General features: G+C 69.9%; 21 protein-coding genes. 8 read left to right on the forward strand and 13 right to left on the reverse strand.

Going from position 1 to position 25,371, the window contains the following annotated elements; translation table 11 throughout:
* Positions 1-245 precede the first annotated feature (245 nt).
* From ACIBVN_RS54500 to ACIBVN_RS54510, 3 genes are all read right to left on the reverse strand, one after another.
* Complete coding sequence (locus ACIBVN_RS54500; RefSeq protein WP_397149762.1) at positions 246-551, reverse strand: hypothetical protein; 306 nt, start codon at positions 549-551, stop codon at positions 246-248.
* Positions 552-992: 441 nt separating this feature from the next.
* Positions 993-1,388 (reverse strand): hypothetical protein, encoded by a 396-nt coding sequence (locus ACIBVN_RS54505; RefSeq protein ID WP_397149764.1) that lies wholly within the window; start codon positions 1,386-1,388, stop codon positions 993-995.
* 306 nt (positions 1,389-1,694) lie between these two features.
* A complete protein-coding gene (locus tag ACIBVN_RS54510; RefSeq protein ID WP_397149766.1) occupies positions 1,695-3,164 on the reverse strand; it encodes a phosphodiester glycosidase family protein in 1,470 nt (489 codons plus the stop codon).
* 269 nt (positions 3,165-3,433) lie between these two features.
* Here ACIBVN_RS54510 and trpS point away from each other — a divergent pair, with 269 nt between their 5' ends.
* A complete protein-coding gene (trpS, locus tag ACIBVN_RS54515) occupies positions 3,434-4,396 on the forward strand; it encodes a tryptophan--tRNA ligase (protein ID WP_397149768.1) in 963 nt (320 codons plus the stop codon).
* Here the strand turns inward: trpS and ACIBVN_RS54520 are convergent.
* The 4 genes from ACIBVN_RS54520 to ACIBVN_RS54535 form a co-directional block, all read right to left on the reverse strand.
* Entirely contained in the window at positions 4,356-5,417 is a 1,062-nt protein-coding gene (locus ACIBVN_RS54520) for a methyltransferase (RefSeq protein ID WP_397149770.1), read from the reverse strand. The genes trpS and ACIBVN_RS54520 overlap by 41 nt on opposite strands.
* Before the next feature lie 73 nt (positions 5,418-5,490).
* Positions 5,491-7,107, reverse strand: coding sequence for a PucR family transcriptional regulator (locus tag ACIBVN_RS54525; RefSeq protein WP_397149772.1), 1,617 nt, complete (start codon positions 7,105-7,107; stop codon positions 5,491-5,493).
* Between the two features lie 57 nt (positions 7,108-7,164).
* A complete protein-coding gene (locus ACIBVN_RS54530; RefSeq protein WP_397149774.1) occupies positions 7,165-8,793 on the reverse strand; it encodes an AMP-binding protein in 1,629 nt (542 codons plus the stop codon).
* A gap of 12 nt (positions 8,794-8,805) precedes the next feature.
* Complete coding sequence (locus ACIBVN_RS54535; RefSeq protein WP_397149776.1) at positions 8,806-9,507, reverse strand: TetR/AcrR family transcriptional regulator; 702 nt, start codon at positions 9,505-9,507, stop codon at positions 8,806-8,808.
* A 55-nt stretch (positions 9,508-9,562) separates the two neighbouring features.
* Between ACIBVN_RS54535 and ACIBVN_RS54540 the strand changes: the two genes are divergently transcribed.
* On the forward strand, positions 9,563-11,005 hold the full coding sequence (locus ACIBVN_RS54540; RefSeq protein ID WP_397149778.1) for an MFS transporter: 1,443 nt from the start codon (positions 9,563-9,565) through the stop codon (positions 11,003-11,005).
* On the opposite strand, the gene ACIBVN_RS54545 is transcribed toward ACIBVN_RS54540, so the two are convergent.
* Positions 11,002-11,700 carry an alternative oxidase gene (locus ACIBVN_RS54545; protein ID WP_397149780.1) on the reverse strand — a complete coding sequence of 233 codons (699 nt, stop codon included), beginning with the start codon at positions 11,698-11,700 and terminating at the stop codon, positions 11,002-11,004. The two genes, ACIBVN_RS54540 and ACIBVN_RS54545, sit on opposite strands and share 4 nt — an antisense overlap.
* Before the next feature lie 282 nt (positions 11,701-11,982).
* On the opposite strand from ACIBVN_RS54545, the gene ACIBVN_RS54550 reads away from it, so the two are divergent.
* Entirely contained in the window at positions 11,983-13,263 is a 1,281-nt protein-coding gene (locus tag ACIBVN_RS54550; RefSeq protein WP_397149782.1) for an aspartate aminotransferase family protein, read from the forward strand.
* A complete protein-coding gene (locus ACIBVN_RS54555) occupies positions 13,260-14,765 on the forward strand; it encodes a CoA-acylating methylmalonate-semialdehyde dehydrogenase (protein WP_397149784.1) in 1,506 nt (501 codons plus the stop codon). Before ACIBVN_RS54550 ends, ACIBVN_RS54555 begins: the two co-directional genes overlap by 4 nt.
* A gap of 3 nt (positions 14,766-14,768) precedes the next feature.
* Here ACIBVN_RS54555 and ACIBVN_RS54560 read toward each other — a convergent pair whose 3' ends face one another.
* A complete protein-coding gene (locus ACIBVN_RS54560) occupies positions 14,769-16,391 on the reverse strand; it encodes a PucR family transcriptional regulator (RefSeq protein WP_397149787.1) in 1,623 nt (540 codons plus the stop codon).
* Positions 16,392-16,481: 90 nt separating this feature from the next.
* On the opposite strand from ACIBVN_RS54560, the gene gabT reads away from it, so the two are divergent.
* Complete coding sequence (gabT, locus tag ACIBVN_RS54565) at positions 16,482-17,810, forward strand: 4-aminobutyrate--2-oxoglutarate transaminase (protein ID WP_397149789.1); 1,329 nt, start codon at positions 16,482-16,484, stop codon at positions 17,808-17,810.
* 210 nt (positions 17,811-18,020) lie between these two features.
* Positions 18,021-18,221, forward strand: a complete 201-nt coding sequence (locus ACIBVN_RS54570) for a hypothetical protein (protein ID WP_397149791.1) — start codon at positions 18,021-18,023, stop codon at positions 18,219-18,221.
* A gap of 97 nt (positions 18,222-18,318) precedes the next feature.
* Here the strand turns inward: ACIBVN_RS54570 and ACIBVN_RS54575 are convergent, their stop codons facing one another.
* Positions 18,319-19,422 carry an extracellular solute-binding protein gene (locus ACIBVN_RS54575; RefSeq protein WP_397149793.1) on the reverse strand — a complete coding sequence of 368 codons (1,104 nt, stop codon included), beginning with the start codon at positions 19,420-19,422 and terminating at the stop codon, positions 18,319-18,321.
* 47 nt (positions 19,423-19,469) lie between these two features.
* Positions 19,470-20,096, reverse strand: a complete 627-nt coding sequence (locus ACIBVN_RS54580) for a TetR/AcrR family transcriptional regulator (RefSeq protein ID WP_397149795.1) — start codon at positions 20,094-20,096, stop codon at positions 19,470-19,472.
* A 291-nt stretch (positions 20,097-20,387) separates the two neighbouring features.
* Here ACIBVN_RS54580 and ACIBVN_RS54585 point away from each other — a divergent pair, with 291 nt between their 5' ends.
* Complete coding sequence (locus tag ACIBVN_RS54585) at positions 20,388-21,815, forward strand: aldehyde dehydrogenase family protein (protein WP_397149797.1); 1,428 nt, start codon at positions 20,388-20,390, stop codon at positions 21,813-21,815.
* A 27-nt stretch (positions 21,816-21,842) separates the two neighbouring features.
* On the opposite strand, the gene ACIBVN_RS54590 is transcribed toward ACIBVN_RS54585, so the two are convergent.
* Entirely contained in the window at positions 21,843-22,937 is a 1,095-nt protein-coding gene (locus ACIBVN_RS54590; protein ID WP_397149799.1) for a trypsin-like serine peptidase, read from the reverse strand.
* A 55-nt stretch (positions 22,938-22,992) separates the two neighbouring features.
* Entirely contained in the window at positions 22,993-23,994 is a 1,002-nt protein-coding gene (locus ACIBVN_RS54595) for a trypsin-like serine peptidase (protein ID WP_397149801.1), read from the reverse strand.
* Between the two features lie 198 nt (positions 23,995-24,192).
* On the opposite strand from ACIBVN_RS54595, the gene dxr reads away from it, so the two are divergent.
* A complete protein-coding gene (dxr, locus tag ACIBVN_RS54600) occupies positions 24,193-25,371 on the forward strand; it encodes a 1-deoxy-D-xylulose-5-phosphate reductoisomerase (RefSeq protein WP_397149803.1) in 1,179 nt (392 codons plus the stop codon).

Below are 25,371 nucleotides of genomic sequence, written 5' to 3' on the forward strand. Positions count from 1 at the left end.
GGTACTGCACTCGGGAGGGTGTGGGAGAGTAGGTCATCGCCGCACAATTCTTGTGAGAGAGGGCCACCCTTCGGGGTGGCCCTCTTTTTTTGTTTTTCGTTGCGGCGTCGACGTACCGCATGGCGGGCATTACGGCGGCCTGAACGGTGTGAATGGCGTAGCTGGCCTGCCCGGACCGGACCGCACGCCCCGCTGCACAACGTTCCGCTCGCCCTCCCCCGGAGGGCGAGCGGAGCGTTGGCGCATCAGCAGATGCTGGCTCCGTCGAAGGTTCGGACGCCTCGGGCCACCTTGCTGGAGATGGTCTCTCCGGGGTTGACGGTGTAGCACTGGCCGTCGGCGCCGTGCGCCCACACGATCTTCAAGTGCAGAGTTTCGCCGCAGTCGTTGCGCGCGTATCCGGTTTTGGTGACGGTGCCGGTGGTTTGCCAGACGGTCACGCACGAAGGTGCGTTGCCCGCGGGGGCGGCGGCCTGCGCTGGGAGGCTGGAGGCGAGAGTGCTGCAGGTGATGGTGAGGACGGTGAGGGCTGCTCTGGCGGACTGGCGCACGAGGCGGTTTCCTTTCTGCGGCGAACACTCCATGGCGATTAGTAGTCGAGCAACTACTGAAAGTCAACATGAGGGCGAAGATCCGCCATAGCGTCTGCAATTCGGGTGGCCGTCAGGGGTGGTGCGTGGTCGACGATCCGCTGGTCAGTGGCGGCGGGAGAGTGGTGCGTGGCCTACCACTGAACCGGGCACGGGGGCTGCCACGGGCGCCTGCGCCTCGCCGCAGTCATGCGGCCGCTGCGTGTAAGCGGTCACCAGGAAATTCTCGTCGGCGGACATGCTGTTCCAAGCAGGTGGCCACATGACCGCTGGTGGACGGTCACCAGAGATCCCGGCAGGCGGCCTCGGAGCCCGCGGCAGTGTCGGTTTCGAGTCCTGTGCCCGATTGAGGTCTTCTCCCGCCTGTCCGCGTAGCCCGCCCGGATCGGTGAGTGGAGGTCGTCAGCTGTAATCAGCGCGCTTCGAGCACCGCGATGTCGCGCACCATGTAGCGGCGATGCTGCACTCCTCCTCCATCGCCACGCGCAGGCGACTGCCGACCGAGCGCGGTGCTTCGGGATAGCCGGGCGCAGGTGCGCGCGTGCACATCCGTGCAAGCTCGGTGTCGGTGAGGTTGTCGACGATGCCGCGCACCAGCGCCATGCGGCCGGCGCGCGCCTCCGTCACCGTTGCGTACGAGGGGCGCGCATCGAGGTCTATGCCGAGTGTCGCCGCGTCCGTGGGTGGATAACCGGTGTGGGTGAGGCCGAGCCGGTGGAACGGCATCGGCTCGTCGAGGATGGTCCGGCTTGTGCCCGAACGGCCGTGACGGTACAGCGTCGATGCCGCCCTCTGCACGGTCTGAGAGTCGCTCTCGACCCAGTCACGAATCGCCGACGTACGAACGTGCAGCCACCATGGCGAACCGATCCGCCGCTGGCCACGGAGCCGGAGAATTCATGGCCGCCCGTCTGGAGAACTGGTGTCCGCGTATCTGGACCGGCATGTCCGTTCACCTGGACTTCTCGGTGTCCGTTCACCGGCTGCGTGTGTCCGAGGAGTGCCTCGCCCGGGCCGAGGCGGCGGTGGGACCGCGGTCTCGGGCGAGGCGCGTATCCCCCGGGCCAGGCACGTATGGCCCGGGCGTGGCGCGTATGGGTGGTGTTACTGCGGCAGGACCAGGAGTGCGTCGCCCACGCCGCGCTCCGCGCCGTCCGAGGGACGGTTGACCAGCTTGTTGCCGACCACCATTGCCGTCGAGCCGCCCCCGTCCAGGTTGACGGCCTGCTTCGCGCCCAGCCACCGCATGAACTGGGCCGCCTCGTGGAAGTTCGCCCCGACGCTCACGCCTGGGTTGCGGCCGTCGAGGGTGGCCAGGATGAGGCTGCCGTTGCTGGTGACGCCGAGGAGGGTGCGCGGGTGGCGGCGGAGGATCATGTTGACGGAGTCGTGGCCGTCACGCTTGGCGGTGATCTTCACCTGGCCGTTGCGCACGAGGCCGACGTTGCCCGCGATCACGTGCAGGTCCGGGGTCAGCTTGAGGGCCTTCTTGGTACGCAGGTCCACGACCTTGGCGTCGACCTTGACCGTCCAGTCCTGGAAAGCGTGCTCGTTGAGCCAGTCGCCGGCCAGGCCGTTGCCGTGCAGCACCCGCGTGCCCGCGGCCACCGCCGCGCCCGAGGCTCGCATGCCGACGACCTTGCCGTTGGCGTCGAGCACGGCGTCGGTTCCGCCGGCGGGTGTCTTGGCTCCGTACTCCTCCGTGTACAGCACCAGCTCGTCTGTCGCGGCGGCCCGGTTGACCCCGTTGACCTTGGTCTTCTGGCCGTCCTGCGAGGTCGCGGTGACGCTGGTGTCCAGCTCCGTGATCTTGGCGGTGCGGCCCTTGAGGATCACGGCGGAGCGGCCGGGGACGGCCTCGCTGAGCAGCTTGCCGCCGACCACCGAGGCGCCGACGGGCTCGCCGCGCAGCGCCTTGTCGGTGTGGATGTTGAAGAAGCCGCCGTTGATCCCGACGAGCGCGTGCCGGGCCTTGGCCATCGACGAGACCGTCTCGCGCTTGGCCACGCTGGCGCCGAGGGTGGCCGCGTACGAGCCGCGGAACGCCCTGGCGTCGATCATCACGACCTTGGCGTCCCAGGGTCCGGTGGTCTTGAGGCCGTCGTCGCCGAGGTAGTCGACCTTGACCTTCAGCCCCGCGTCCTTGAGCTTCTTGGCCGTCTCCTCGGCCTTCTTCTTGTCCTCGAAGGACCAGAGGCCGACCCTGACCATGTACACGGTCTGGGTGGGGGCGTCGGCGACGCTCGGCCGGATCACCTTCTGCACGCTGGGGGTCTCCCCGGCGGCCTCCACCTCGGCGGCCTTGGTCTCGGCGGTCGACTGCATCCCGTAGTCGCGGCCGCTCGGCATCAGCACGGTCACCGTGTAGCCGTCGGTGGACGTGCCGGCCTTCACGTCGTACAGGTCGATGCCCTGAGCGACGGAGGTCGCCGTCTTCGTCGGCACGGGCCTGTTGCCCAGCGGGAACTTGGCCGACGGGAACCTCACCGACACCTGTCCCGCGGAGGCGGGCAGGGTGGTGAGAGCGAGGGTGGCGGCTATGGCCAGGCCGCCGGCGAGGGTGCGTCGAGACATGGATTCTCCAGAGGGCGGAACAGGGACCGCACCATAGTGACGAGATCATGGTCTCCGAGTCCGCCGAACGCGCTAATCGGCCGAAGAGGTTACAAGATTGACATCGCGTGCGGCTTTGGTCAGATACAATTCGTGCATGACACGCATCAGCATGTGGTGGCGGCCGACAGACGGCCGCTGATTCCCCATGCGTGGGCCGTCCTCGAGACGGCCCACTGAGCGTGCGGGTCCTCTCCGGGACGGCATGACCTGAAGGAGAGAGATCCGGAATGAACGACGTCGTGCTCACCGGTGACCGCCCGACCGGGCCCCTGCATCTGGGCCACTACTTCGGCTCGCTGGCCAACCGGGTCCGCCTGCAGGACGCGTACCCGATGTACGTGTTGATCGCCGACTATCAGGTGATCACAGACCGCGACCTGCCCGGCGAGATCCAGCGCAACATCACCGAACTGCTGCTCGACTACCTCGCGGTCGGGATCGACCCGGCCAAGGTCACGATCTTCCAGCACAGCGCGATCCCCGAGCTGAACCAGCTGCTGCTGCCGTTCCTGAGTCTGGTGTCGGTGGCCGAGCTGGGCCGCAACCCCACGGTGAAGGACGAGATCGCGCACAGCTCGCAGCGGGCGGTGAGCGGCCTGATGTTCACCTATCCGGTGCACCAGGCGGCCGACATCCTGTTCTGCAAGGGCACGCTGGTGCCGGTCGGCAGGGACCAGCTCCCGCACGTGGAGGTGACCCGGCTGGTGGCGCGCCGCTTCAACGAGCGTTACGGCGAGGTGTTTCCGCTGCCCGAGGCCATGATGGGCGAGGAGCCGCTGCTCAAGGGGCTCGACGGCGGCAAGATGAGCAAGAGCCGTGGCAACGCGATCGCCCTGTCGGCCACCGAGGACGAGACGGCCGCCCTCATCCGCAAGGCCCGCACGGACTCCGACCGGCTGATCACGTTCGACGAGGCGCACCGCCCCGAGGTGGCGAACCTCCTCACGCTGGCCGGCCTCTGTCTCGGCCGCCCGCCGCAGGACATCGCCGAGGAGATCGGGTACGGGGGAGCCGCCACGCTCAAGGGACTGGTCACCGAGGCGGTCAACGAGTTCCTGAGGCCGATCAGGAAACGCCGCGCCGAGCTCACCGAGGCCGATGCGCGGAGCATCCTGGCCGCCGGCAACGAGCAGGCCAGGGAGCGGGCGGTCACGACGCTTGAGGAGGTGCGGGCCGCGATGGGGTTCTGAAGGGGATCCGGGCGACAGCCAGTTCGGTGGGCACGGCGCGCAGCGGGCGGCGGTGCCGGGGTCTGCGGAAGCCCGCCGCCCGGAGCAGGTGCGACACCTCTTGAAATCCCCGCACCCTGCCGCCCGCCGCGACCAGGAAGTTCAGGTCGAGCAGGTGCAGCAGGGTGCGGCTGGCCCGGCCCGGCATGACGCTGTCCCCGAACTGCTCGCCCACCACGATCGTCCCTCCCGGCTTGAGCGCCGCCGCCACCCGCCTCAGGAGCGTGGCCGCCTCCTGGTCGTCCAGCCCGTGCACGACGTTGAACAGCAGGACGACGTCGTACCCGTCGCCCAGGTCGTCATCCAGGAACGACCCGGCGCGCACGGTGAGCCGGGGATGGCCGGCGGCGGCTTCCAGCGCCTGCGGCAGGTCCAGCACCGTGGCGTGGAGCCGGGGGTGCCGCCGCAGCAGCTCCACGCTGAACTGGCCGTGACCGCCGCCCACGTCCAGCACCCGCCTGGCGCCGCGCGGCACCGGGATGGCGCGGGCGGCAGCCGGGGCCTGCTGCCTGGCCAGCGCCGCCGTCCATGCCTGGAACGACCGCGACAGCTCGGGATCGGCCTCCAGCAGGGCGTAGAACGGTGTGGCGGGCGCGCCGTGACGTACCGCCTGTTCCAACCTGGGCCAGATCACGCACGCGGTACGTTCCCAGAACTCCAGCCCCGCCACCAGCGACGTTCGCGAGCCGGTCACGAACCACAGCCGCGACGCGCGGGTCAGGCGATACCGGCCGCCCCTGGCGCGCAGGTAGCCAAGCCCGGCCAGTGCGCGTAACAGCACGTCCGTGGAGCGGGGATCCAGGCTGAGCGCGGCGGCGAGCTCCCCGCCGGTTGACGGGCGCTCGCTCAGGGCGTCGAAGACGCCCAGCCGGGCCGCCGCGACGAGCGTGTGCAGGCCGAGGGCGCCGAAGTAGTCGAACATCGGAGGCACGATCGACAGCCGGTGCGCCGCCGCCTCGAGGGCGTTGAAGAAGAGGGGCACAAATGCGACGTTAAGTCACTCCGCCCGGGAGGCCCGCCTCGCGGGCGTCGGCCGGAGTCCTCACGAGTCTCTGCTAGCGGGTTTCGCGGCGGAAGGACTCCAGGGCCAGCAGGGCCACGTGGAGCGACATGCACGACTCGACGTCGTCGAGGTCGGTGTCCAGGATGCGTTCGAGGCGGCGCAGCCGGTCGTAGAAGGCGGGCCTGGACAGGTGGGCCTTCTGCGCGGCGACGGCCTTGTTGCGCCCCGCGTCGAGGTAGATGCGCAGGATCCGGGTGAGGTCGCCGCCCCGCTGCGCGTCGTGCGCCAGCAGCGGCCCGAGCTCCCGTTCCGCGAACGTCTGCAGCCTGGCGTCATCGCGCAGCAGGTGCAGCAGCCCGCGCAGGCGCAGGTCCGGCAGCCGGTAGAAGGGCCGGCCGTCGGGCTGGCGGACGGCCACATCGGCCACCTGCTCCGCCTCGAGGAAGCTGCGTCGTACGTCCCTGATCGACTCCACCACGGAGCCTGCCGCCAGCACGAAGGACGAGCCCGGCCGCCACAGCACGCGCAGCCGCTCGGCGAGCGCGGTCAGCGCGGGCTCGGCCTGGCTGCGCGGCGGGAGGGGCAGCAGCACCCCCACTCGCTCCTGGTCGAGCGCGCCGACCAGGGCGGGCAGGCGGGCGTCGCGGCAGGCGGCGGCGGTGGCCTCGGCCAGCTCGCCGAGCTGCGCCTGGCCGTCGAGCGCCTGGTCGGCCGGCTCGGTGGGCCTGATGACCACGCTGATCAGCTTGCGGCCCGTGAGCGGCACGCCGACGGCGCGGGCGCGGGCGGCGGCCTCGTCGGGGTCGGCGTAGGCGTGGGTCAGGATGCCGGTGATGATCGTGCCGTGCGCCTGGCGTTCGAGCGACTCCTGGTGGCGCTCCAGCAGGCGGCCCAGGGCGAGGGTCGTGGCGGCGCGCTCGGCCAGCACCATGTCGCGCGGGGTCGGCGGCGAGTCGCAGATCAGGATCAGCCGCCCCCAGTCCTGCCCGCGCGCCCCGACCGTGGTGACCAGCCATCCGGAGGCGGCGTCGTACGCGGTGCGTTCGGACGTGGCCACCGCACGCGACCTCGTCTCCCAGCCGGCCAGCAGCGTGCCGGCGTCACGACCGGCGGACTCGCAGGCCAGCACCTGGTGCGCCAGGTTCTCGAGCAGCACGGGCCGGTTGGACAGCCTGGACACCTGAGCCAGCACCTCGGCGGGCGACGCGCCCTCGACCGACAGCTCGGTGAAGACCTCGTGAAGCTGCTCGGAGGCCCGCAGCTCCTCCAGCTGGATGTCGATGATCCGGGCGTGCACGGACTCGGTGATCTGCACGAACGGCGTCTCGCGGGTCAGCACGATGACCGGCAGACCGTGCGCCTCGGCGGACTTGACCACGGCGCTCGGCAGCTCGCGGACGAACCTGCGGCCCAGCTCCACGATCAGCCCGGAGGCGCCGACCGAGGAGAGCTCGCCGATGTAGTCCGCGAGCTTCTCGGGGTCCTCGGGAAGCGCGACGCCCGTGGTGAGTACCAGCTCCCCGCCGCGCAGGAGGTGGGCGATGTCGGCGATCTCGCCGACGTGCACCCACCGCACCTTGGTGTCGAGCCGGTCGGCGCCCGCGACCACGTGCGGGCTGCCCCGGCGTACGGTCTCCAGGGCGAGGACGTCGGCGATGGTGGGCAACACGGGGCAGAGCCTAGCCGATCAGAATGTAAGAACGGCCATGCGCCCATTTACGCTTTGTCACTGGTTGAGGTCCTCCTCCCGGTATTCCCTCCGAGGTTCGCGCACCCGTAGCTCGACCCGGCGAATCTTGCCGGAGATCGTCTTGGGCAACTCGCCGAACTCCAGCCGCCGCACCCGCTTGTAGGGGGCCAGCTCCCTGCGGCAGTGCTCGAAGATCGACCGTGCGGTCGCCTCGTCCGGCTCGAACCCGGGCGCGAGCGTCACATAGGCCTTCGGTACGGCCAGCCGTACCGGATCGGGGGCGGGCACCACCGCCGCCTCGGCCACGGCTGCGTGCTCCAGCAGCACGCTCTCCAGCTCGAACGGCGAGATGCGGTAGTCGGATGCCTTGAAGACGTCGTCGGTCCTGCCCACGTAGGTGATGTAGCCGTCCTCGTCCCGGGTGGCGACGTCGCCGGTGTGGTAGAAGCCGGCGCGCATCGCATCACTCGATCCACCGACATATCCGGACATGAGGCCCAGGGGGCGGCGGTCGTTCAGTGGCAGGCAGATCTCGCCGTCGTTCCCGGGCTCGCCGGTGACCGGGTCGATCAGCACGACGTCGTAGCCCGGCAGCGGGCGCCCCATCGATCCGGGTCTGACCGGCTCGTCCGGCGCGTTGCCGATCTGCGCGGTGGTCTCGGTCTGGCCGTAGCCGTCCCTGATCGTGATGCCCCACGCCTTGGCCACCTGGTCGATGATCTCGGGGTTGAGCGGCTCGCCGGCGGCGACAGCCGTACGCAGGGGCAACTGCCACGCCGCCAGGTCCTCCTGGATGAGCATCCGCCAGACGGTCGGCGGCGCGCAGAACGTGGTGACCTGCTCGTCCCGCAGGACCTCGAGCAGCGCCGGGGCGGAGAAGCGCTGGTAGTCGTGGATCAGCACGGTGGCGCCCGCGTTCCATGGGGCGAAGACGTTGCTCCACGCGTGCTTGGCCCACCCCGGCGAGGACACGTTGAGATGCACGTCGCCGGGCTTGAGCCCGATCCAGAACATCGTCGACAGGTGCCCGGCGGGGTAGGAGGCGTGGGTGTGCTCGACCAGCTTGGGCTGCGAGGTCGTGCCCGAGGTGAAGTAGAGCAGCAACGTGTCGCCGGCGCGCGTCGGCGCGTCGGGGGAGAAGTGCTCGCCCGCCTCGTACGCCTCGTGGTACGGCAGCCAGTTGTAGGCGTCACCCACGGCGATCTTCGTGTATTCGCCGGCCCCGAACTTCCCCGCGTCGGCGGCGTTGGCGATCACATGGGAGACGCCGCCCCGATCGATGCGTTCCGCGATGTCCTTGGCCGTCAGCAGCGTCGTGGCCGGGATGATGACCGCGCCCAGCTTCATCGCGGCCAGCAGCGACTCCCACAGCTCGGCCTGGTTGCCCAGCATGAGCAGGATCCGGTCGCCCCGGCGCACGCCCTGCTGGTGCAGCCAGTTCGCGACCTGGTTGGAGCGGGCCGACAGCTCGGCGAACGTGTAGCGGGCGCTGCTCGCCCCCACGATCTTGAGCGCGACGGTGTCGGGCGTCTCGGCGGCCAGCACCCCGTCGAACCAGTCGAGCGCCCAGTTGAACTCCGCAAGCTCCGGCCAGCGGAAGTCGCGGCGGGCGGTGGCGGCGTCGGCGCGGAGGAGGAAATCGCGGGCAGCACGGAAATCGCTCATGCCCGGATCCTGCTACGTCGCCAGCCGCCGCTCAAGGCCGTCGAGCACCGACAACAGCCCGAAGTCGAAGGCGACCGCCTGGACGGCGCTCACGTCTTCGTAGACCGACATGTCCAGGCTCTCCAGCATGTCGGGGAAGTCCCGGGCCGCCGTGACGACCATCTTGCGCATCTCGTCGGGGTCGTACGGGCGGTCGGACATCGAGGTGTTCCAGGCGATCTCGGGCAGCGTCTTGCCGTAGACGTAGGCGGTGAGCGTGCTGCCGGCGTAGTCGATGTCCATCCCCTTGAACCCGGCGAGCTTGAACATCCTGCGCATCCCACTGGCCACGCGCATCGCGTTGGGGCCGAGCGCGGGCAGGCGGCCGAGGAGGTCGGCCGACCACGGGTGGCGCAGCATCACCTGGCGCATGCTGTAGGCCAGGATGGAGGCCGCTTCACGCCAGCCCACGTCCTCGGGCCGGGGCATGGTCATCTCGCCCCACACCTCGTCATAGACCAGCTCCAGCAGCTCGTCCTTGTTGGCGACGTACCAGTAGAGGCTGGTGGCGCCCGCGCTGAGCTTGGCGCCCAGTTTGCGCATGCTGAGCCCGTCGAGGCCCTCCGCGTCGAGCAGCTCGATGGAGGCCTTGACGATCTCCTCGCGGCTGCGCCCCGGGCTGGTGGCCTTGCGCGGCTCGCGGAGCCAGACGGAGGAGAACTGCTTGGCGCTCATTCTCCAAGGATAAATCCACTCGCACAGTGTACGAGGATTATCGTACGCTGTGCGAGTGAACTCGAACACTGTACGAGATCCGCGCCGCTGGTGGATACTCGTCGTACTCTGCCTGGCGCTTTTGGTGCTTGTCGTGGACAACACCATCCTCAACCTCGCCATCCCCTCGCTGAACGAGGAGATGGGCGCGAGCCCGTCGGACATCCAGTGGATCATCGACGCGTACGTGCTGGCCTACGCCGGACTGCTGCTCACCTCGGGCAGCCTGTCCGACAAGTACGGCCGCAGGTTGTTCCTGATCATCGGCCTGGTGTTCTTCGGCGGCGCGTCCCTGGTGGCCGTGCTCGTCACCGAGCCCTGGCAGCTCATCGCCGCCCGTGCGCTGATGGGCATCGGCGGCTCGCTCGTCATGCCCTCGACGCTGTCGATCCTGATGACCGTCTTCGACGAGGAGGAGCGGCGCAAGGCGATGGCCGCCTGGAGCGCGGTGGCCCTGGTCGGCATGGTGTCGGGCCCGACGCTGGGCGGCCTCATGCTGCAGCACTACTGGTGGGGCTCGGTCTTCCTGCTGAACATCCCGATCGCGGCCATCGCCGTCGTGGCCGCCCTCGTGCTCATGCCCGAGAGCCGCAGCAGCGGGCGGAAGATCGACCCGGTGGGCGTGGTGCTGTCGAGCGTGGGGCTGACGGCGGCCGTGTACGTCATCATCGAGCGCGAATGGAACGTGATCGGCATCGCGATCGCGGTCATCGCCCTGGGTGCGTTCGTGATCTGGGAGCGCAGGCAGGAGCAGCCGATGCTGCCGCTGCACCTGTTCGCCAACCGCAACTTCAGCGGCTCGTCGTTCTCGATCCTGCTGATGGCCTTCGGTGCGGGCGCCGTGATGCTGATGCTGACCCAGTACCTGCAGTTCGTGCTGGGCTACGGGGAGATGCAGGCGGGCCTCGCCATGCTGCCCTACGGCGTGGCCGCCGCGATCTTCAACGGCGTGGGCGCCGGACTGGGCAAGAAGGTCAGCAACCGGGCGCTGATCGGGGCGGGGCTGCTGGTGATGGCCTGCGGGTTCGTCGTCATGGCCACGACCACCGGATACCTCCCGCTGCTCACGGGGCTGGTGATCATGGGTGTGGGCGGCGGGCTGGCCGGGCCGTCCGCGTACTCCTCGCTCATGAGTGCCATCCCCGTGGAGCACGCCGGCGTCGGCTCGGCGCTCAACGACACCGTCCAGCAGGTCGGCATGGCGCTGAGCATCGCGATCCTGGGCAGCGTGCTGGCCGGGCAGTACACCTCGCAGATGCCGGCCGACCTGCCCGCCGCCGCCAGGGAGTCGATCGGCGGCGCGCATCTGGCGGGCTTCGCCGAGGCCGGCAACCAGGCGTTCACCTCGGCCATGCACCTGGGCTCGTGGGTCGGGGCCGCGTTCTGCGTGGCCGCCGCGCTGCTCGCGGCAGCCGTGCTGCGCCCGGCCGCGGCGACCCCTGAACCCGTGAAGGTCTAACGGACACGGGGCTCCCGCATGCTCTCCAGGCTGTCGAGCTTGTGGGTGCGCTCGTCGTGGCCGATCTGCCTGAGCAGGTCGGCCACCGAGCGGTAGCGGCCGTACTCGGCGGCGTACGTGCCGGGGTCGGGCACGAACTCCAGCTCCGGGTTCTCGGCCACGAAGGTCATGTACTCGTGCTCGGCGTGGTCCTCGAACTCCGCGTTCAGCCGGTAGCTCCACTCCGGCCTGACCAGGAACAGCATCCAGGAGACGTGGTAGTAGAAGAACGCGATCAGCCACGGGGCGGCCCTGTGCAGCAGCCAGCTCTGCTTCTGCCCGGTGCGCTGCACGAGGTCCTCCATGATCAGCAGGTGCCACTGCTCGTTGTCCTGGTCGGCCCGGGCCTCCACGATCCGCTCGAAGACCCTCCTGGCCAGCGCCGATCGTCCCCGGTAGCGGTGCACTGCCCAGTAGCCCATCCGCTCCCACGCCTGGTACGGCACCCGGGCGATGATCTCCAGCATCGCGAACTTCGTGTACGAGCCCTTCTTGCCGTACATGATGTCCACCGGCTTGAACATCATCTTGGCGAGCAGGCTGTACCGCATGCGCGGGGTGTCCAGCGTGTCCTGCTGGGCCCGGCGCAGCTGGTCGCGGTCGAGCTTGGGCGGGCCGGAGGGGGCCTCGGGGCGGCGGTCGATGGTGACGGTCATCGCAATCTCTCCTTCGCGTTTCTGGATGATCCGATGGTGGTCGACCGGCATGGCCCCGGTCGTCGGCCGCCAGTGGTCATTCGCGGTGCCTCCCGCGGCGTACCGGCCCGGCGCGACGTACGCCTCCAGGCGGACGGGGAATCCCCTAGGGGGCGGGTCAGGGGTCCGGCTTACCTGGCCTTTTGGGTAGTCCATGTAGTTTGCACGATGTAAGGGATTTTTCCCCTACGCCGACAGGTTGCGGGTGGGAGTGCACGGATGGAAAAAGGGATACTCGGTAGCATGTCGGAGCTTCTCGCGCGCCACCGGGCAGTGATGCCCAACTGGTTGGCACTCAACTACAACGACCCCATCGAGATCGTCAGCGGCAAGGGCAACCGCGTCATCGACGCCGACGGCAAGAGCTATCTGGACTTCTTCGCCGGCATCCTGACCAACATGATCGGGTATGACGTGCCCGAGGTGCGTGAGGCCGTCGAGCGCCAGATCGCCACAGGAGTGGTCCACACCAGCACCGTCTACCTGCTGCGCGGCCAGATCGAGCTGGCCGAGAAGATCGCGCGGGTCTCCGGCATCCCCGACGCCAAGGTCTTCTTCACCAACTCCGGCACCGAGGCCAACGAGACCGCCCTGCTGCTGGCCACGTACGCGCGAAAGACCGACCAGGTGCTCGCCATGCGGCAGAGCTACCACGGGCGCAGCTTCGGCACGATCGGCGTCACCTCCAACCGCTCCTGGAAGAACAACTCGCTCTCCCCGTTCAACGTGCACTTCCTGCACGGCGCCGACCGGCATCTGGCCCAGTTCAAGGGCATGTCGGACGCCGAGTACATCCAGGCGTGCGTGGACGACCTGCGCCACGTGCTCGCCACGGCCGTCTCCAACGACGTGGCCGCGCTGATCGCCGAGCCGATCCAGGGTGTGGGCGGGTTCACGATGGCCCCCGACGGGCTGTTCGCCGCGTACAAGGAGGTCCTGGACGAGCAGGGCATCCTGTTCATCTCCGACGAGGTGCAGACCGGGTGGGGCCGCACCGGCAGCGCGTTCTTCGGCATCCAGAACCACGGCGTGACCCCCGACATGATGACCTTCGCCAAGGGGCTGGGCAACGGCTTCGCGGTCGGCGGCGTCGTGGCGCGCGGCGACCTCATGGACGCACCGCACGCCGTGGGGCTGGCCACGTTCGGCGGCAACCCCGTTTCCATGGCCGCCGCCAACGCCACCCTCGACTACGTGCTCGACCACGACCTGCAGGCCAACGCCGCGCGTACCGGTGAGATCATCATCAACGGCCTCAAGGACGCCGCCACGCGGCTGCCCGTGGTCAGGGACGTGCGCGGCAAGGGCCTGATGTTCGCCGTCGAGCTGGAGAGCCCCGCCCAGGCCGCCCGCTTCATGGAGGAGACCAAGAAGGCCGGGCTGCTGGCGGGCAAGGGCGGCCTGTACGGCACCGCCATCCGCATGGCACCGCCTCTCACCCTTACGGTGGACGAGGCCATCGAAGGCCTCGGCATCATCGTGACCGCCCTCGAAACCATCAACGCAGAGGCAGCAGCCCAGTGAAGTCCGTCAAGCATTGGATCAACGGAGCTCTCGCGGACGGCGCCCCCCGCGCCGCCGAGCTCTACAACCCCGCGACCGGCGAGGTCAGCGGCCACGTGGCCCTCGCCTCCGTGGCCGACGTGGACGCGGCCGTGGCCGCCGCCGTCGCGGCGTTCCCCGCCTGGCGGGACGCGTCGCTGGTCAAGCGGTCGCAGGTGCTGTTCCGCTTCCGCGAGCTCATGTACGCGCACCGCGACGAGCTGGCCGCGCTGATCTCCGCCGAGCACGGCAAGGTCCACTCCGACGCGCTCGGCGAGGTGGCCCGCGGCCTGGAGGTCGTGGAGTTCGCCTGCGGGATCCCCCACCTGCTCAAGGGCGGCTTCTCCGAGGGCGTCTCGACCAGGGTCGACTCCTACTCCATCCGCCAGCCGCTGGGCGTCGTGGCCGGGATCACGCCGTTCAACTTCCCGGCCATGGTGCCGATGTGGATGTTCCCGGTCGCGATCGCCTGCGGGAACGCGTTCGTGCTCAAGCCGTCAGAGAAGGACCCGTCGGCGTCGCTGCTCATGGCGCGGCTCTGGCAGGAGGCCGGGCTGCCCGACGGCGTGTTCAACGTCGTGCAGGGCGACAAGGTCGCCGTGGACCGGCTGCTCGAGCACCCCGACGTGCGCGGCGTGTCGTTCGTCGGCTCCACCCCGATCGCCAAGTACGTCTACGAGACCGGCACCGCGCACGGCAAGCGCGTGCAGGCCCTCGGCGGCGCCAAGAACCACATGCTCGTCCTCCCCGACGCGGACCTCGACCTGGTGGCCGACTCGGCCGTGTCGGCGGGCTTCGGCTCGGCGGGCGAGCGGTGCATGGCGATCTCCGTCGTGCTGGCCGTGGACCCGATCGGCGACGAGCTCGTACAGAAGATCGTCAAGCGGGTGGACGAGCTGGTGATCGGCCCGGGCGACGACCCGAAGTCCCAAATGGGGCCGCTCGTCACCGAGGTGCACCGCGACAAGGTCGCCTCCTACCTCGACCTCGGCGTCGAGGAGGGCGCCAAGCTGGTCGTGGACGGCCGCGAGACGGCCGTGCTCGGCGGCGGCAAGGCCGCGGAGACGCCCGGCTTCTGGCTCGGCCCGACCGTGCTCGACCACGTGCCGGCGGGCTCGCAGACGCACACGGACGAGATCTTCGGGCCGGTCCTGTCGATCGTGCGGGTGTCCTCCTACGAGGAGGGGCTGGAGATCATCAACGGCGGCCTGTACGGCAACGGCACCGCGATCTTCACCAACGACGGCGGCGCGGCCAGGCGCTTCCAGAACGAGGTCGAGGTCGGCATGGTCGGCATCAACGTGCCCATCCCGGTGCCGATGGCCTTCTACAGCTTCGGCGGCTGGAAGTCCTCGCTCTTCGGTGACACGCACGTGCACGGCACCGAGGGCGTGCACTTCTACACCCGCGGCAAGGTCGTCACCTCCCGCTGGCTCGACCCCTCGCACGGCGGCGTGAACCTGGGCTTTCCCACCAACAAGTGATTCTCATCGGCGGGTCGCCTGGAGTGCGAGCCACAGCTCGGCTCGCACTCCCGGGTCGTCGAGGTCGCGACCCAGCAGCTCGGTGACCCGCTTCATGCGGTAGCGCAGGGTGTGGCGGTGCACGCCGAGCCGCTGCGCCGCCGCGTCCCAGTGGCCGTTGCTGTCCAGGTACGCGCGTAGCGACCCGACCAGGTCGGGCTTGGCGCCGTACGCGGTGAGCGGGGCCAGCAGCGCGGCGGCGAACGCCTGGACCGCGGCCTGGTCGAGCAGCCCGAGCAGCCCTTGCCCGGCCAGGTCACCGAACCTCACGACCCGCCCTCGGCCGTTCTTCCGGCCAGTGGCCGCTTCGAGGGCGGTCGCCGGCGCCCAGCCGCTCCTGGCGGCCTCCAGCGCGCGCCTGGCCTGGGCCAGCGCGCCGTGCAGGGACTCGGGGGCGTAACCGCATGGCAGGCTGACACCCACCGGCCCGTCCGCCTCCAGCGCGGCCTTCTCCGCCACCGCGGCGGCCACCAGCGCCACGGCCAGAGAGCCCGCTGTCCCCTGGGGGGTGCCGTCGTCGCCGAGCAGCGCCGCGAACGCGTGCGGCTCCAGGGACTCGAGCGCGTCGGCGTCCGCCGCCAGCACCGCGAGCGGTTCCTCAGGGAGCCGCCCGCCGAGCGGCCTCAGCACCGCGCGGGCCTGCTCCTTCGCGCCGCCCAGCAGCAGCTCCAGCACGGCGGAGCGGGTCCGCCGCACGGCCTCCAGCTGGGTCCTGCCCTGCTCCATGGCCAGGGTGAGCAGGGACCCCGCGGCGTTGATCACCGTGTGGGTGACCGGCGAGAAGGGCTCCTCGGCCCCGACGGCGAAGAACCCGCGCGGTCGCGCCCCGCCACCCAGCGGCTGCACCACGATGTGCTCACCGGGGCCCGACAGCGCCAGGCTGGCAGGCAACGGCCCCGCGCGCCCGGCACCCCACCCCGCGGGCGTTGTGTCTCCGGTCGCGTGTGCGGTGCCTTCGCCTTCGCGCGTCGCGCCTTCGGGCGCGCGCAGGCGGGTGAGCTCGGCCACGACGGCGTCCGTGCTGGCGCCGCGGGTGGCGTGGCGGACCTCGCCCGACTCCTCCAGCAGCGCCGCCCAGCCGCCGACCTCCCTGGCGAGCCGGTCGATGACCGCGTGCATGCCCGCCGGCCGGAGCGCCGCCCGCGTCAGGCGGCCCTGGGCGGCGAAGGCGCGGGTGATCTCCTCGTACTGCTCTGCCGCCAGCAGCTCGCTGACGGCCTTGCCGATCGCGATGAACGGGGTCTCGCGCGGCACCTCCAGCAGCGGCAGCCCGGCCTCGTCGGCGGCGGAGACCAGGGCGGGCGGCACCTCCTCGTGCGAGACGCCGACGCCGAACCCGAGCCCCGCGACGCCGCGGGCCACGAGCCGGGCGACATACTGGGTCTGGTCGCCTTCCATCCGCATGCCTGTGGTGAGGAGGAGCTCACCGCCCTCCAGGTAGGGCGTCGGGTCCGCGAGCTCGCTGACCGCCACCCAGCGCACCACCGCGTCCAGCACACCGCCACGGCCGGGCGTCGCGGAGCCCGGGATACCGGCCACCGGCCGCAGGGCCATGCGGCGTATGACGGTGTGGAGCGAAGGTGGCATGCAAATTTTGTCCATTCTGGCAAAGACGACCAATTCAGTGTTACATATCGACGTATCGGCGCAGGTGGGAGCCCGCCGTAGCGTCGAGACATGAGCATTCCCCAGGAGCGGCGCGTCGTGACCGCGATCCCAGGCCCCAAGTCGCAGGAGTTGCTGGCCCGCAAGCAGGCCGCCGTCCCTCCCGGCATCGGAACCACGCTGCCGGTCTTCGTCACCCGCGCCGGCGGCGGCGTGGTGCAGGACGCCGACGGGAACTCGCTGATCGACTTCGGCTCCGGCATCGCTGTGACGAACGTCGGCAACGCCGCCCCCAAGGTCGTCGAACGTGTGCAGAAGCAGGTCGCCGACTTCACCCACACGTGTTTCATGGTCACCCCGTACGAGTCGTACGTCCGGGTCTGCGAGAAGCTGAACGAGCTGACCCCGGGCGACCACGAGAAGCGCACGTTCCTGGTGAACTCGGGCGCCGAGGCCGTGGAGAACGCCGTCAAGATCGCCAGGCACGCCACCGGCAGACAGGGCGTCGTCGTGTTCGACCACGGCTACCACGGCCGCACGCTGCTCACGATGACACTGACGGCCAAGAACATGCCGTACAAGCATGGTTTCGGTCCCTTCGCGCCAGAGGTGTACCGGGTGCCGCTGGCGTACCCGTACCGCTGGCCGACCGGGCCGGAGAACTGCGCAGAGGAGGCCGCGGAGCAGGCCATCGATCTGATCAACAAGCAGATCGGCGCGGGCAACGTGGCCGCCGTGGTGATCGAGCCGATCGCGGGCGAGGGCGGGTTCATCGTGCCTGCCAGGGGCTTCCTGCCGCGGATCGCGGAGTTCTGCAAGGCCAACGGCATCGTGTTCGTGGCCGACGAGGTGCAGACCGGCTTCGCCAGGACGGGCGACCTGTTCGCCTGCGAGGACGAGGGCGTCGTACCCGACATCATCACCACCGCCAAGGGCATCGCGGGCGGCCTGCCGCTGGCCGCCGTGACCGGGCGCGCGGAGATCATGGACAAGGTGCACGCCGGCGGCCTCGGCGGCACGTACGGCGGCAACCCCCTGGCCTGCGAGGCCGCGCTCGGCGTGCTCGAGACCATCGAGGAGGAGGACCTCGTCTCGAAGTCCCGCCGCATCGGCGAGATCATGCTGCCCCGGCTCAAGGCGCTCCAGGAGCGCTTCGACGTGATCGGCGACGTCCGCGGGCGGGGCGCGATGATCGCGATCGAGCTGGTCGAGCCGGGCACCAAGGAGCCGAACCCCGCCGCCGTGCAGGAGGTCGTCAAGCGCTGCCACGCCGAGGGCCTGCTGGTGCTGACGGCGGGCACGTACGGCAACGTGCTGCGCTTCCTGCCCCCGCTGGTCATGCCCGAGCACCTGCTCGAGGAGGGCCTCGGCATCCTGGAGAAGGCGATCGCCGAACTCTAGAGGAAACCCCCACCAATCGGGCATCCGGCTTGCGGCTGGATGCCCGATTTTGTGGTGTAAGTGGCGTCAGTCGGGTAGAGAATTCACCCTGACTTGACGCTCAGCTGGACGCTCACGGCCTCGGTCAGGGTTATAACGGTTCCGACATGCGGATGGGCGACGGCCGCAGGGAGCGTGATGAACTGGAGTCCGACCAGAACGGCGCGGAGTATGTTGACGTTCGACCCTGAAGGCCTCACCTTGGCCCAGCGCGACGGCGACGCCTGCGTCGTCTGCCATAAGAGATGGCCGCGCCCGCGCGTGCGCGTGGGCGTGCTGCCCGACAACTCGGCGGTTCTGGCCTGCGGCGACTGCGCCGAGGCGCTCGTGCCGGCTCCTACGGCCACCGTCGTGGCGTTCCCGTCCCGCTGACCACTGCGAAACGAGACGCCCCGGGACGAGGGGGAAGGCCCGGGGCGCCCCTACAGGCCGCGCCCTGCGGGGGGAAGCGGGCGCGCCCGCGTCACCGTCATTTGGCGAGCTTCTGCCATCTGTCGGTCCAGGCCAGGTATTCAGTGCATTCCCCGTCATCCGCCCGGCAACCCCCGGGCGGCCGTACGGCGAAGGCCACGCGGTCCAGCTCCTTGCCCCGCCCGTACGTCTCGCACATCAGCTTGGCCCGCCCCTTGCACGCCTTGGCGTTGGCCGGCGCCAGACCCACCCAGGCGGCGGCGTCACGCTGCGCGTCCGGCTCGGTCACCCAGTTGAGCCACCGGTAGGCGCACGTGGTGTCGGAGACGCTCGCGCCGAGCATCCAGGAATCCACCCATCCAGTGGTCTTGTCCGTCTTAAGGGTCTTGACCGGCATTCCGGCCTTCTGCAGGAGCAGGCGGTAGTACGGGGTGGCCTGGGCGTAGTCGAGCGTGCCGGTGGCGAACCCCTGGACCAGGTCGAGCGGGTTCTTCCAATAAGTGCGGCCCTTGTTCCCCTCGAGCAGGGCCATCGCCCGATCGAGCTGGTCCTTGGTCAGCTCGAACGGCTCCTTCACCGACCCGTCGGCCAGCGCGGCATCGGCGATCGTGAGCGGGGTGTCCCTGAGCGCGACCCGGTCAGACGCGAACGCCTGCTCGATGTCGCCCCTGGCCCTGGCCGAGTCGTAGATGAACTCGTGATAGCCCCACAGGTACGGCACCCCGTACACCTTGCCCGACACGGTGGACATGTCACGGAAGCGCTCATCGATGTCGTCGTACCCGGTCACCTTGGCCGGGTCGATGGGCTGCACCTGCTTGCGCTCGATCAGGTCGGCGGCGAGGACGGGGCCGGCGGAGATCACGTCGTAGGGCCGCGCGGCGGCCGTTTCCATGTCCTGGGCGGTCTGCACGGTGTCGAGCTTGGCGATCCGGCAGCCGGTCTCCTTCTCGAACGTGCCCACCCAGTTGGCCTTGGGGCTGATGCCGCCGTACTCGGCGTAGCCGCGGTAGGTGAGGATCTGCAGCGTGCCGTCGCTCTGCGTCGCACTTGGGGAGGGCGTGGGCGTGGGGGTCGGGGTCGGCGTCGGCCGTGCTGAGCCCATGCCGGCGACCAGCGCCGATGCGGCGAGCGCCACGGCGTAAGCACGACGACGATTCACGATGTCCCCCCTTGTCCGTGTGCTGGAGCTTACAGGGGACAGGAGCCTCACTCCTGCTTCTCCACCAGGTAGCAGCAGATGGTCGCTGTCGTGACCGCCTCGTACGTGCTCCCGTCGCGCAGGTGACCGGCGCGTTCCAAACTGATCGCTCCCTGGGCCGCCGCCCACAGCGCGTCCGCGATCTTGCGGGGCTGGGTCGGGATCAGGTATCCGGCCGAGATGCAGTCGGCGATCACGCGGTCGAGGATGTTCAGGGCCGCGCGGGCCAGGGTCCTGGCGCGTTCGCTCGGCTCGAAGCCGGGGATCGCCCGTTCGAACATCAGGCTGTAGTAACCGGGCTCGGCCAGGCACGCCTCCCGGTACGCGGGCCCGAGCGCGGTCAGGTGCTCGAACGGGTTGCGCCGCGCCGGCACCGCCTCCAGGAAACGGCGGAAGCGCTCGAACCCCTCCAGATAGAGCGCCTCCGCCAGCCCCTCCCTGTTGCCGAACATCGTGTAGATGACGGTCGTCGTGCAGCCCGCCTCCGCGGCGATCCTGCGCATGGTCAGGCTGTCGGGGCCGTCGGTCTCAAGGAGGTTCACCGCCACGTCGAGGAGGCGCGAGCGAAGTTCGTCGTGGCTGGCGCGCTCACCCAGGAGGTAGGCGCCTTGCAGGCCCAGTGGCGCCGAGGTCATGAGACCTCCCTCGTGCCCAAGGAACTAAGCGTCCTTGTGACCTCACGTTGTTCGGTCACGGGGCCCACGCCTTTCTGGTCGGGGGCCCGCCGCGCTGGAGACCCGCACACGATGACTTAGCCATGGCGGAGATCGCTCAAACCACTCCGCATGGTAAACATCCCGAATTGGGTCTACTTCTGTTACATCATGGGTATACCACGGGGCTTGTACTTAACGGTGAGCCCTCATGGGAGTCTTGTGCACCGTGGTGTAAATCCCCCATGGCCGGCTTGGCATAACGTCAGGTGTATGGACGTGCGTACCTTCTGGCTGGCCGGCCGCGCCGCGACCGGGGACTCCGAGCTCACTGTGACCAACCCCCATGACGGCCGCGTGGTCGGGCGGCACTCGGTGCCGACCGACGCCCAGGTCGAGCAGGCCGTCGCGGCCGCCCACGCGGTGGCCCGTGAGGCCGCCGCGCTGCCCGTGCACGTGCGGGCCGAGGCGCTGGCCCACGTGTCGCGCCGCCTCGCGGAGCGGGCCGACGAGATCGCCCATCTCATCACGGCCGAGAACGGCAAGCCGATCCTCTGGGCGCGCGGCGAGGTCGGCCGCGCCGTCGCCACGTTCCGCTTCGCCGCGGAGGAGGCCCGGCGCTGGTCGGGCGGGGTGCAGCGGCTCGACACCGAGCCCGCCGCGGCCGGGCGGCTGGCGTACGTCTCCCGCGTCCCGCACGGGCCCGTGCTGGCGATCACCCCGTTCAACTTCCCCCTGAACCTGGTCGCCCACAAGGTCGCCCCCGCCATCGCCGTCGGCGCCCCCGTCATCGTCAAGCCCGCCCCCGCCACGCCGCTCTCCTCGCTCCTGCTCGGCGAGATCCTGGCGGAGACCGACCTGCCCGAGGGGATGTTCTCGGTCCTGCCGATCGAGAACGAGCGCGCCTCGGCACTGGTCCAGGACCCTCGTCTTCCCGTGGTGTCGTTCACGGGCTCCGCGCCCGTCGGCTACGCCATCGCCGACCAGGTGCCGCGCAAGCACGTGACGCTGGAGCTGGGCGGCAACGCGGCGGCCGTCGTGCTGGCCGACGCCGACCTCGACTGGGCGGCCCAGCGCATCGCCCTCTACTCCAACTACCAGGCCGGCCAGAGCTGCATCGCCGTGCAGCGGGTGATCGTCGAGCAGCCCGTCTACGACGCCTTCGTCGAACGCCTCCTCCCGGCCGTCTCCGGCCTCGTCGCCGGCGACCCGGCGGACGAGAAGACGCAGGTGGGCCCGCTGGTCTCGGAAGCCGCGGCGGAGCGGGTGGAGCAGTGGGTCAAGGAGGCGGTCGCCGCGGGCGCCCGCGTGCTGGCGGGCGGCACCCGCGAGGGCGCGACGATCGCCCCGACCGTGCTGGCCGACGTCCCGCACGACGCCAAGGTGGCCTGCGAGGAGGTCTTCGGGCCCGTCATGATCCTCCAGCCCGCCGCCTCGATCGACGAGGCGTACGCGATGGTCAACGACTCGAAGTACGGGCTCCAGGCCGGGGTGTTCACCCGCTCGCTGGACGCCGCCTTCCGCGCGAACCGGGAGCTGGAGGTTGGCGGCGTCATCATCGGCGACGTGCCCTCTTACCGGGCGGACCAGATGCCTTACGGCGGGGTCAAGGACTCCGGGATCGGGCGCGAGGGGCTGCACTCGGCGATGGAGGACCTCACCTACGAGAAGGTCATGGTTCTGACCGGTCTGACGCTCTGACCGGGCTTACCGTCCCCGCCGCCCGGGCTATGCGTGTTCCACCGTGTTGAAGAGGGCCTTGACGGTGTCGCCGAAGTACGGGCCGTACATGGTGCGGTGGTCGTCGCTGTACTTGAAGCTGCTCAGCGACGTGATCGTGCCCCTGCCCGAGGCCGGGTCGAACGTGGTCATCCACGGCCCGCCGCTCGAGCCCGCCGTCATGTCGCAGGCCAGGCCCTGGTCGCGGCTCTGCCCGTACGGGTCCTCCTTCAGCCGTCCCGCGCAGTAGACCAGGTGGCTGCCGTCGTACGGCGGGTCGGCGGGGTAGCCGAAGCCGAACGCCTGGCCTCCGCGTGCGGTGTTGAAGGCGATCTCCTGCGTGCCCACCACGTCGGCCACGTGCCTGCCGCCCGACGTGGCCAGCGCGACCATGCCCACGTCGTAGTTGTCGTCGCCGCTGCGTGACCACGGTCCGGCGACGAACATGCGGCGCGCCGCGTACTGCCCGTACGGCCGCAGGCCGGACGTGCCGTACCCGGGGACGAACGTCCAGTTCGCCGCCCACTCGCCCGCGCCGTCCTTGACGCAGTGGCCGGCGGTGATCACGACATCCCTGTTGGCGCTCCTGACCGTGCTCGCCGAGCAGACGAAGTCGGCCCCGGACACCGTCATGAAGACGCGGCCCGTGGTCCTGGCCACGGCGCCGCCGGTGATCCAGCGCGAGCCGACCGTGTTGGTCTGCGGTCGCGTGGCCGCCTGGTGGCGCCGCGTTCCGGGGCTGGAGGGGCCCAGGTTCAAGGCGTCGCGTGACACATGGGGGGACACGCGGCCGCCAGACAGGTCCGGGGCGGCGCGTACGCCCGTGCGGCCCGTCAGGCCGCTCAGCAGGCCCGCGCCGTCCGTCACGATGTCCAGCAGGCTGATCGGGAGTGCCTTGGCCATGCGCTCCGGCGTCCAGTAGTCGAGCACGCGCCGCTGGTCGTCGGCGGTGCGGGCGGCCACGTGCTCGACTATCTCGGTACGCACTGCCCTGGGGGCGGGTTGGTCGGCCTGCTGCCGGCCGGGGGCCCCGCCGAGGAGGGCGGGGCCGATCAGTCCCGCCAGGAGCGGAGCGGCCGCAAGCAGGGGGGTGCTCAAGGTCATGCCCCCGGAGTCTGCACCACGAGGTGTGTTCTTGTGACTACTTTCGGTAAATCACTCAGAGTGTGTTGGTGTTTTGTGCCGATTGGTAGACGGCCTGGGCCTCGTTCCCGAAATATGGGCCGAACATCCAGTTGGGGGCGAAGTTGTATTTGAAGCTGTTGACCGAATTCTGGGTGCCGAGCCCGGTCGACTCGTTGAAATTCAGCATCCAGGGGCCGCCGCTCGAACCGCCGGTCATGTTGCAGGTCAGGCCATGGTCATTGCTCATGAGGAAGTCGTCGAAGGCCCGGCCGCTGCAGTAGATCAGCTTCGAGCCGTCGTACGGCGCCGCCGCCGGGTAGCCGAACGCGTACATCTGCTGCCGTCTCTGCTGGTTGAACGCGACGCCCTGGCCGCCCACGACGTCCACCAGCGTCTTGCCCTCCAGCGGCGCGACCACCGCGGCGGCGACGTCGAAGTTGATGTCCTCGTTGGCGTTCCACTGCGGCGTGGTCAGCAGCTTCGTGGCCGCCCAGGTGCCGAACGGCCGCTGACCGTTGTTGTAGGCGGGCACGAAGACCCAGTTCGTGTGGAACGTGCCATTCAGCTTCACGCAGTGGCCGGCGGTCAGCACGACGCTCTTGTTCGCGCTGGTCACCGCCGAGCCGGAGCACGAGGCGTTCCGGCCCTGTGTGGTGAAGAAGACCCGGCCGGTGGTCTTCACGGCCGTGCCGCCGCCGGTCCACGGCTGGCCGGACGATCTGGCCGCCTGCAACTCCACGCCGCCGCGGGTCGCGCCGGTGGGCGGCGCCGTCCACGGGGTGCCCTCGGAGGCCTCGTCCATGGTCAGCTTCGCCCCCTTCTTGGGGCTCGGCGCGTCCAGTGGCTGGGCCGCCTCCATCCGCTGCTCGGTCCAGTACGTCAGGACCTGCCGCTGTTCGGAGGCCGAGTCCGCCGCGGCGTGCTGGGCGGGCTTCGGCCGCAGTTGGACGCCGGCCTGTGCCGTGCTCGCCGGGAGCAGGGCGGCGCCGCCCGCGGTGAGGGTGAGGATCGAAAGCAGAACGACTCTGCGGTGCATTACATACCTCCCGAAAACCGGACCTGGGGTACGGAAGGTAGCCGTAGCAATATCCAGATTTCTCAAGATTTGCGCATTCCGATATAGCGGCATTCAGGCACTAATCAACTGCGTTATCTCGGGTCACATAAGTGACGGAATTTTGGCACGGTCGGTGCCGCGTGCCTGAGTACGTCCCGCAGCGGGGACAATGGACAGGTGCACGAAGAGACCCTCCGCACCGTCGTCGTCCTCGGCTCCACCGGCTCCATAGGCACTCAGGCCCTCGATGTCGTGGCCGCCAACCCGGGCGGCTTCCGGGTCGCCGGGCTCGCGGCGGGGGGCGGCAAGGTCGAGTTGCTGGCCAGGCAGGCGGCCGAGTTCGGCGTCGAGGCGGTGGCGGTGGCCGACGCGGCTGCCGTGCCCGCGCTGCAGGACGCGCTGGCCGCGCACGGCGTGCGGCCCACGGTGCTCGGCGGGCCAGAAGGGGTCGCGGAGGTGGCGGCGTGGCCGTGCGACACGGTGCTCAACGGCATCACCGGCGCGCTCGGGCTGACCTCCACGCTGGTCGCGCTCGAGGCCGGCAGGACCCTCGCGCTGGCCAACAAGGAGTCCCTGATCATCGGCGGGCCGCTGGTCAAGCGGCTGGCCAAGCCCGGCCAGATCCTGCCGGTCGACTCCGAGCACTCGGCGCTGCAGCAGTGCCTGTGGGCCTCGGGGCCAGGCGGCTACGACCCCGACAGCGTCAAGCAGCTCGTGATCACCGCGAGCGGCGGGCCGTTCAGGGGGATGAAGCGCGAGGAGATGGCCGACGTCACGCCCGAGATGGCGCTGGCCCACCCCACCTGGTCGATGGGCCCGATGATCACGATCAACTCCGCCACCCTGGTCAACAAGGGGCTCGAGGTGATCGAGGCGCACCTGCTGTTCGACCTCGGTTTCGACCGTATTGAGGTGGTGGTCCACCCGCAGTCGATCATCCACTCCATGGTGGAATACGTCGACGGCTCGACCATGGCCCAGGCCAGCCCGCCCGACATGCGGCTGCCGATCGCGCTGGCGCTCGGCCACCCCCACCGCATCCCCGGCGCGGCGCGGGCCATCGACTGGACCAAGGCGCACACGTGGACGTTCGAGCCGCTCGACGACGTCGCGTTCCCCTCGGTCGCGCTGGCCAGGCACGTCGGCAGCGAGGGCGGCACCGCGCCCGCCGTCTACAACGCGGCCAACGAGGCGTGCCTCGCCGCGTTCATACGCGGTGAGCTGCCGTTCCTCGCGATCGTCGACACCGTGGCCAAGGTCGTCGAAGAGCATCAGGTGACCCCGGCCGACTCCGTCGAAGAGGTGCTCGCCGCCGACGCCTGGGCCCGGGCCCGCGCGGTGGAGCTCACTACCTAA

It is taken from the genome of Nonomuraea sp. NPDC049400 (assembly GCF_044466425.1).
In the GTDB taxonomy this organism is placed as follows: domain Bacteria; phylum Actinomycetota; class Actinomycetes; order Streptosporangiales; family Streptosporangiaceae; genus Nonomuraea.

Coding starts and splice junctions, on each gene's coding strand:
- ACIBVN_RS54560 (WP_397149787.1), bottom strand. CDS start 16,391: ATGCCACCTTCGCTCCACACCGTCATACGCCGCATGGCCCTGCGGCCG.
- ACIBVN_RS54585 (WP_397149797.1), top strand. CDS start 20,388: ATGGACGTGCGTACCTTCTGGCTGGCCGGCCGCGCCGCGACCGGGGAC.
- ACIBVN_RS54550 (WP_397149782.1), top strand. CDS start 11,983: ATGTCGGAGCTTCTCGCGCGCCACCGGGCAGTGATGCCCAACTGGTTG.
- gabT (WP_397149789.1), top strand. CDS start 16,482: ATGAGCATTCCCCAGGAGCGGCGCGTCGTGACCGCGATCCCAGGCCCC.
- ACIBVN_RS54595 (WP_397149801.1), bottom strand. CDS start 23,994: ATGCACCGCAGAGTCGTTCTGCTTTCGATCCTCACCCTCACCGCGGGC.
- ACIBVN_RS54590 (WP_397149799.1), bottom strand. CDS start 22,937: ATGACCTTGAGCACCCCCCTGCTTGCGGCCGCTCCGCTCCTGGCGGGA.
- ACIBVN_RS54530 (WP_397149774.1), bottom strand. CDS start 8,793: ATGAGCGATTTCCGTGCTGCCCGCGATTTCCTCCTCCGCGCCGACGCC.
- ACIBVN_RS54510 (WP_397149766.1), bottom strand. CDS start 3,164: ATGTCTCGACGCACCCTCGCCGGCGGCCTGGCCATAGCCGCCACCCTC.
- ACIBVN_RS54535 (WP_397149776.1), bottom strand. CDS start 9,507: ATGAGCGCCAAGCAGTTCTCCTCCGTCTGGCTCCGCGAGCCGCGCAAG.
- ACIBVN_RS54580 (WP_397149795.1), bottom strand. CDS start 20,096: ATGACCTCGGCGCCACTGGGCCTGCAAGGCGCCTACCTCCTGGGTGAG.
- ACIBVN_RS54545 (WP_397149780.1), bottom strand. CDS start 11,700: ATGACCGTCACCATCGACCGCCGCCCCGAGGCCCCCTCCGGCCCGCCC.
- trpS (WP_397149768.1), top strand. CDS start 3,434: ATGAACGACGTCGTGCTCACCGGTGACCGCCCGACCGGGCCCCTGCAT.
- ACIBVN_RS54570 (WP_397149791.1), top strand. CDS start 18,021: ATGTTGACGTTCGACCCTGAAGGCCTCACCTTGGCCCAGCGCGACGGC.